Below are 6,783 nucleotides of genomic sequence, written 5' to 3'. Positions count from 1 at the left end.
TGGTAATTGTTGAATCAAAGTTTTAGTTATATTTGAATAGTCAGTGAATGAAGTATGCAACTTCTTTTAGCCACCAAACGTAAAAAAAAAATGCTCCCAAAACCAAAAACCTTTCTTATCCTACTTTCAATAGTGCTTCTACTATTACTAATTCCATTTGTAACTATGCAATTTTCCAACGAAGTCAATTGGTCGTTGATGGATTTTGTGATGGCTGGAATATTACTTTTTGGAACGAGTTTGATAATTGAATTGGTATTACGAAAAGTAAAAAGCACCAAACATCGCCTACTTATTTCTGGAATTATTTTATTTTTGTTATTCTTGCTTTGGGCAGAACTTGCTGTTGGTGTTTTTGGTAGTCCAATCGCTGGGAATTAATACTGATTTATGAAAACGATTCTTTTTACTTTTATAAGTTTTTTAGTTTTTTATGTTTCCTTTGGACAAAATAAAAGTCTAAAAGTAACCTACTTCTACCCTAAAGATTCTTTACAATTCAATCAAAAATTTGAAGAATTGGACTATAATTACGAATTCAAAACTTATGGCAAAACAACCATGATTGTGCATTGCGAAAGTACCTATGGTGTTTTTGATTTTATTTTTAAGAAACAAATTTTGAAACTTTCAAGAATTCTCGATTATGAAAAAACAAGTGTTTCCGAAGTATTTGATTTTAAAACTAAAAAATGGAAATTAACGGAAGATTCTAATCCATATCCAACCACAAATACCGAAGTTGTTGATTCGATTAATTATAGTGAGCATAATTTATATGCTTTAATTGTAGCTCACGATCATGGTGGAATTGTTCAAAAAGCTAAATTTCAAGATTTTGGAAACGTCGTGTATTGGCCAGAATTTGATTATCCAAATTGTTCCATTTCTGATGAAAATAAAGATGGAATTCCTGAATTTTATTTGTCCTATTTTGGAAACAGCGATGGTTTAGACGCCAAACCTTACAAACAAATCGTGTACACTTTAAACAATAAAAACATCGAAAAAAGCAAAGCAACCTCATATTATCCTGCAGGAAATGAAGAAGATAATTATCACATAGATTATGATGAAAATTGGAAAAAACTTCCCATTTCTATCCAAAAGAAAAGTCAAAAAATAATTAAAGACCATAAATTAATTTATGAAACTAATTAAATTATTTTCCTTCTAATTCTTTAATTTTTTGCGTAAAATAATTTTGCTTTTCAATGTTGTTCACACTCTTATAGTACAATTCTAACGACTTATAGGAATTGATATACTTTGGTTCTATTGCAATACATTTTTCGAATTGCTTAATAGCTTCTCCGTCATTTTTATTTTTTAAATAGGTATTTCCCAAGTTGTAAAAAATTCTGTAGTCATTCGGATTTATTGCAATTGACTTCTTGTAATAACTTATAGCTTTTGGAAAATTTTGCTTTTCATCGGCAATTAAACCCAAAACAGCATAACTCATAGCATGATTTGGATTGGATTTAATGGATTCTTGCAATGCTTTTTCGGCACCATTTTTATCACCATTCATGAATAATTTATAAGCTGCATCAAACTGTGCATTTTGATTTGCATCAACATTTTGTGTTGGAGTTGCACTTTGTTTTGGAGTTGCACTAGTACTATTTTTATAATCAGCAACTAACTTGATATAACCATCAACTTCTGCATCATTTGGATAATCATTTTTTAAACGGCTAAAATAATATTCGGCCGAATCTAAATTTTTTATATTAAAATGAGCAACGCCAATATGTTTCAAGTAGTAACTTTCTTTTGACTTATCATAATTTAACAATTTTGAGAAAATAGTTACTGCTTCTTGCGGCTTTCCACAATTGATATATCCTATTCCTAAATTGGCTTCAACCACAGGATTATAAACTGCGATGCTTTTAGCTTTTTCAAAATTTACCAAAGCCTTCTCACAATTTTTGATTTCTAAATACGAAACTCCTTTTTGAACATATGCTTCGATATAAGTATCATAATCATTGGTAACTTTATCTAAAACCGCAATGGATTTTAAAAATAATTTCTTTCTTTCAATTGAATCTGTTGCTTCTTTTGCTTTGTAATATAAAATAGCTCCATAATTATTTTGGATTTTTAAACTTTTAGAAGACTGCAAATAATCATGAGTAAATAACGTTTCGTTGTCTTTCCAATTGGCATTTCTTGTAACAGTTTTAAAACTGTATAATGATAGAATTGGTAGAATAAAAAACAACAGATACACTTGCTTCATTTTGAATTTATCAATCAACAAATACAACAAAAACACCAAAGCTATTACAAATCCTAAGCTTGGTGTAAAGGCAAAACGTTCGGCAAAAGTGGCACCAATGGCGATGAACAAATTACACGTAAGTGCAAAAGTGACGAACATAAAAAATAAACCAAAAGCGATTTTATTTTTTTTAATTATGCCTTTAAAAATTAAATACACTAATGCAATTATTGAAAGTAAACTCATCCAAACTTCAAAAGAAGCAAAAGTCTTTTTACTGATATAATTTAATGAATAATCGTAAAAAAGTGGATGTGGTACAAGCATTTTATACAAATACAAACCAACAATATAAATTCTTGTTGCAAGATTTTCGGAGAAATCAGGAATACCAACTAGCATATTATCAATTTCCGACATTTTAGGCATTAAATTGATTCCGATAACAATTCGTTGCAACGCCAAATATAAAAGGGCAGGAAAAATAAACCATTTCAAACTAGAAAAATAACTCATTTTAAATCCTTTTTCTGAACTTAAAAAATAATCTATTATTGGTAAAAAAGCAAGAAGTACAATGGTGCTTTCTTTAGATAAAACAGCTAGAAAATAGAAGGCTAAACTAAAATACAAATACTTTTTACTAGTTGATTCTTTGAATTTTATGTACAATATCAGCATTAGTGTTCCAAAGAGGTAGGCTAAAATTTCATCTCTTGATTTTATGTTTGCTACCACTTCTGTATGAATTGGATGTGCTGCAAAAAGAAGTGAAATTGCAAGTGCAATTATTTTATTTTTAAATAATTTGAGCAGTAAAACAAACGTAAAAAATAATGCAATTCCATAATACAAAACATTCATTGTATGCAGATTAGCAGCCATTTTTAAAGAATCCTCATTTTTAAAAAACTGATAATCAATTGCAAAACTCAAACTTGTAATAGGTCGATATGGTTTAATGTTTTCAGCTTCAGGAAGCGTTTTTTCTGTAAATAATGCCGGAAGGTCTTTCAATCCAGAAGTAATAGCCTTGCTTTGAAAAATGATCTTGTCATCCAAAACAAAACCATGATTTAAAGTATTGAAATAAAGTGCTATCGCAAAAAACATTGGAATAAAAGCCCAACTATATTTTTGAAAAAAAGACAATTTATCTATTTTCAAAACTTCCTCTTTACTACTTTCTTTCTTCATTTTACTTTAAGTTTTAACAAATATAACAAAGTAAATTAATTATCTAAAAAAAGAAAATAAGTACAATCCCAAGTTGAGTTTCAATAGGTCACTAATTAGAATAATTTTTAAAAGCGTAAATCCAAATCATTCGTGATAACCGGATGTTAAAAAAACTAAGAGCAAAAATTACAAATCCGATGATAAGCAGAATTCTGAAATCGAAAATTTTATCAAAAAACTGAGATGCTATAAAGAAAGTAATCAAAGCTTGACCAACAGTAATGGCATAATTAACGAACATTGCTCCAAAAAAATAACCAGGTTCTTTTTCGAATTTATAATTACAATGACTGCAATGCGTATTCATTTTCGGAAATCCTACACTAAAAAAGAAGCTTTTATCGGCAAAAACTTTTCCTTTATAACAATTTGGACATTCATTTTTGAAGATGTGCGATATGGTAGATAACATGTTTTGAAATTTTCTACAAAGTTAAGTGATATTTGTTTGAAAAACATTTTGTAAATTCGCTATTACTACTACAAAAAGGACATTTTATAAAATGGATAAACTGCCAATATATGGTATTTCTAATTTTAATTACAACACTGTAAATAGTGAATTGTATGTAAATACTTTTAAAAATCACTTGACAAATCACAGTTTCATAGAAAAACCGCACCGTCATAATTTTTATTTAATGGTATTATTTACGCATGGAACCGGAATTCATGAAATAGATTTTGATCGTTATACTATAAAAAGAGGCAGTTTATTTATGTTGCAACCCGGACAAATTCACAACTGGAAATTATCTGATGATATTGATGGATACATTGTTTTTTATTCGCAAGAAACCTATAATTTACATTTTGGAAACAATAAAATTGAAGAGTATTCTTTTTATCAATCGGTGAAATCTAATCCTGAATTATTTTATAATGAAGAAGAACTTCAAGATATCGAGGTTTATTTTAACTTGATGAAAAAGGAAAGCGAATCGGTTAAATCTAAACAAAAAGAGGCGATTTTAAATTTATTAGATATCATAAACATAGAAATTTCGAGAAAATATTCACCTGAGAGCAATCACAAAACACCAATCTACAATCATAAAATAAATCAGTTTGAAAAATTAATTGATTTGCATTTTAAATCCGAAAAATCGCCATCGTTTTACGCTTCTAAAATGAGTATTACATTGAAACACTTGAATAGAATCTGCAAAACAATTTTGAACAAAACAGCAACCGAACTAATCACAGAACGAGTAATTCTAGAAGCCAAACGACTTTTAATCAATCAAAATAAATCGATAAGTCAAATTGCAGACGAATTGAATTATGAGAACTACTCCTATTTTGCAAAACTCTTCAAAAAAGAAACTGGAAATTCTCCGAGTGAATTTAGAAATAAATTGTAAAAAAAAAGACTTTCTTTTTACAGAAAGTCTTTTATATAAAATTCAAAAAATAGAATTATACAATTTTTACTGGTTTTTTATTTTCGTCAATTGCAACAAAAGTGAATTCGCCAGTTATTGCTTTTTCTCTTATTTCAGAATACATTTCTTCAATAAAAATATCCACTCTAATTTTTAAACTGGTTGACCCTACATAAGTCACTTTACCTATTAATTCTATAATTGTTCCATGCGGAATTGGTCTTTTAAAATCAATTCGATCGCTACTTACAGTTACCATTTTTTGTCTGCTAAAGCGCGTTGCTGTAATAAAAGCAACTTCGTCCATGTATAGCATTGCGGTACCACCAAAAAGAGTATCATAGTGATTTGTAGTATTTGGAAAAACTGCTTTAAAAACTCTAGTTACAGAATTTTCTACTTTACTTTCTCTTAAATCATTCATTTTATTTACTTTACAGGAATATTCGCTAAAATTTCTAAGAAAAATTTCCAAAACTTTTGTGAAGAAGAAATACTAGCTCTCTCATCTGGAGAATGTGCTCCGTGAATTGTTGGACCAAACGAAATCATGTCCATTCCTGGATAATTGGTTCCTAGAATTCCACATTCTAATCCTGCGTGGCATGCAACAACTTTTGGTTGATCACCGTTTTGTTTTTCATAAATAGAAGTCAAAACGTCCAATATTTCCGATTTCGGATTTGGTGTCCAACCTGGATAGCTTCCGCCAAATTCTACTTCGCAACCAAATAATTCGTAAGCCGAACGCAACGCATTTGCTAAATCAAATTTAGAACTTTCAACAGACGAACGAGTTAAATTTTGAATCGAAATTTCGCCATCTTTAACTATAACTCTTGCAATATTATTAGAAGTTTCTACCAAATCTGCCATATCTGGACTCATTCGGTAAACGCCATTGTGAGCTGCATAAATAGAACGAAGCAAACCTTCTTGAACTCCTAAATCCATCACTTTTGCAGGCAAATCAGACTTTTCAATTTCGATAGTCAAATTTGGTTCCATTACTCTAAACTCGGCTTTGATATCACCAATAACTTCTTGCATATCAAAGACAAAAGCTTCGTCATACATAGCTGCAACGATCACTTTGGCAACACTTTCACGTGGAATAGCATTACGCAAACTTCCGCCTGAAATTTCAGCAATTTGAAGTCCAAAATTCTCAAAACCGTCAAATAAAAGTCGGTTCATGATTTTGTTAGCATTCCCTAAACCTTTGTGAATATCCATTCCAGAATGTCCGCCATTCAATCCTTTTACAGTAATTGAATAACCTACAGAACCTTCTGGAGTTTCTTCTTCATTATATTTTCTAGTTGCAGTAACATCAACGCCACCAGCACAACCAATATCAATTTCGTCGTCTTCTTCAGTATCAAGATTTAAAAGAATTTCACCTTTTAAAATGCCTCCTTTTAAATTTAAAGCTCCGGTCATTCCGGTTTCTTCATCGATAGTAAAAAGTGCGTCGATTGCTGGATGCGGAATGTCTTTACTTTCTAAAACTGCCATAATTGCGGCAACTCCAAGTCCGTTATCGGCACCAAGTGTTGTTCCTTTTGCTTTTACCCAATCACCATCAACGAACATATCAATTCCTTGCGTCAAGAAATCGAAATTTGTATCGTTATTTTTTTGGTGTACCATATCCAAATGTCCTTGTAACACAATGGTTTTGCGGTTTTCCATTCCTGGAGTCGCTGGTTTACGGATGATTACATTACGGATTTCATCTTCAAAAGTTTCTAATCCTAAACTGGTTCCGAAGTTTTTCATAAACTCAATTACACGCTCTTCTTTTTTAGATGGACGTGGTACTGCGTTTAGGTCGGCAAACTTGTTCCAAAGTGCTTTTGGTTCAAGGTTTCTAATTTCTTGGCTCATTATATTTTAGTTTGTTTAGACACGAATTGCACGAAT

General features: G+C 30.4%; 7 protein-coding genes. 3 read left to right on the top strand and 4 right to left on the bottom strand.

Annotation, left to right across the window (positions count from 1 at the left end):
• The first annotated feature begins 90 nt into the window (after window positions 1–90).
• Together DIU01_RS14490 and DIU01_RS14485 are read left to right on the top strand one after the other, a co-directional pair.
• Window positions 91–381 (top strand): hypothetical protein, encoded by a 291-nt coding sequence (locus DIU01_RS14490; protein ID WP_290835672.1) that lies wholly within the window; start codon window positions 91–93, stop codon window positions 379–381.
• Window positions 382–390: 9 nt separating this feature from the next.
• Window positions 391–1,161: a hypothetical protein gene (locus DIU01_RS14485; RefSeq protein ID WP_290835670.1), complete on the top strand. Its 771-nt coding sequence runs from the start codon at window positions 391–393 to the stop codon at window positions 1,159–1,161.
• A 1-nt stretch (window position 1,162) separates the two neighbouring features.
• On the opposite strand, the gene DIU01_RS14480 is transcribed toward DIU01_RS14485, so the two are convergent.
• Window positions 1,163–3,430, bottom strand: a complete 2,268-nt coding sequence (locus DIU01_RS14480) for a DUF6056 family protein (protein WP_290835668.1) — start codon at window positions 3,428–3,430, stop codon at window positions 1,163–1,165.
• Between the two features lie 91 nt (window positions 3,431–3,521).
• Window positions 3,522–3,884, bottom strand: coding sequence for a DUF983 domain-containing protein (locus DIU01_RS14475; RefSeq protein ID WP_290835666.1), 363 nt, complete (start codon window positions 3,882–3,884; stop codon window positions 3,522–3,524).
• Between the two features lie 91 nt (window positions 3,885–3,975).
• Between DIU01_RS14475 and DIU01_RS14470 the strand changes: the two genes are divergently transcribed.
• Window positions 3,976–4,836, top strand: coding sequence for an AraC family transcriptional regulator (locus DIU01_RS14470; protein WP_290835664.1), 861 nt, complete (start codon window positions 3,976–3,978; stop codon window positions 4,834–4,836).
• Window positions 4,837–4,891: 55 nt separating this feature from the next.
• Here the strand turns inward: DIU01_RS14470 and DIU01_RS14465 are convergent, their stop codons facing one another.
• Together DIU01_RS14465 and DIU01_RS14460 are read right to left on the bottom strand one after the other, a co-directional pair.
• Window positions 4,892–5,281 (bottom strand): acyl-CoA thioesterase, encoded by a 390-nt coding sequence (locus DIU01_RS14465; protein ID WP_290835662.1) that lies wholly within the window; start codon window positions 5,279–5,281, stop codon window positions 4,892–4,894.
• Between the two features lie 5 nt (window positions 5,282–5,286).
• On the bottom strand, window positions 5,287–6,747 hold the full coding sequence (locus tag DIU01_RS14460; RefSeq protein WP_290835660.1) for an aminoacyl-histidine dipeptidase: 1,461 nt from the start codon (window positions 6,745–6,747) through the stop codon (window positions 5,287–5,289).
• Window positions 6,748–6,783: the final 36 nt, after the last annotated feature.

The organism is Flavobacterium sp., from assembly GCF_003525665.1.
Classification (GTDB): domain Bacteria; phylum Bacteroidota; class Bacteroidia; order Flavobacteriales; family Flavobacteriaceae; genus Flavobacterium.
This window is presented reverse-complemented; position numbering and strand designations above follow the sequence as displayed.

Coding starts and splice junctions, on each gene's coding strand:
- DIU01_RS14490 (WP_290835672.1), top strand. CDS start 91: ATGCTCCCAAAACCAAAAACCTTTCTTATCCTACTTTCAATAGTGCTT.
- DIU01_RS14485 (WP_290835670.1), top strand. CDS start 391: ATGAAAACGATTCTTTTTACTTTTATAAGTTTTTTAGTTTTTTATGTT.
- DIU01_RS14480 (WP_290835668.1), bottom strand. CDS start 3,430: ATGAAGAAAGAAAGTAGTAAAGAGGAAGTTTTGAAAATAGATAAATTG.
- DIU01_RS14475 (WP_290835666.1), bottom strand. CDS start 3,884: ATGTTATCTACCATATCGCACATCTTCAAAAATGAATGTCCAAATTGT.
- DIU01_RS14470 (WP_290835664.1), top strand. CDS start 3,976: ATGGATAAACTGCCAATATATGGTATTTCTAATTTTAATTACAACACT.
- DIU01_RS14465 (WP_290835662.1), bottom strand. CDS start 5,281: ATGAATGATTTAAGAGAAAGTAAAGTAGAAAATTCTGTAACTAGAGTT.
- DIU01_RS14460 (WP_290835660.1), bottom strand. CDS start 6,747: ATGAGCCAAGAAATTAGAAACCTTGAACCAAAAGCACTTTGGAACAAG.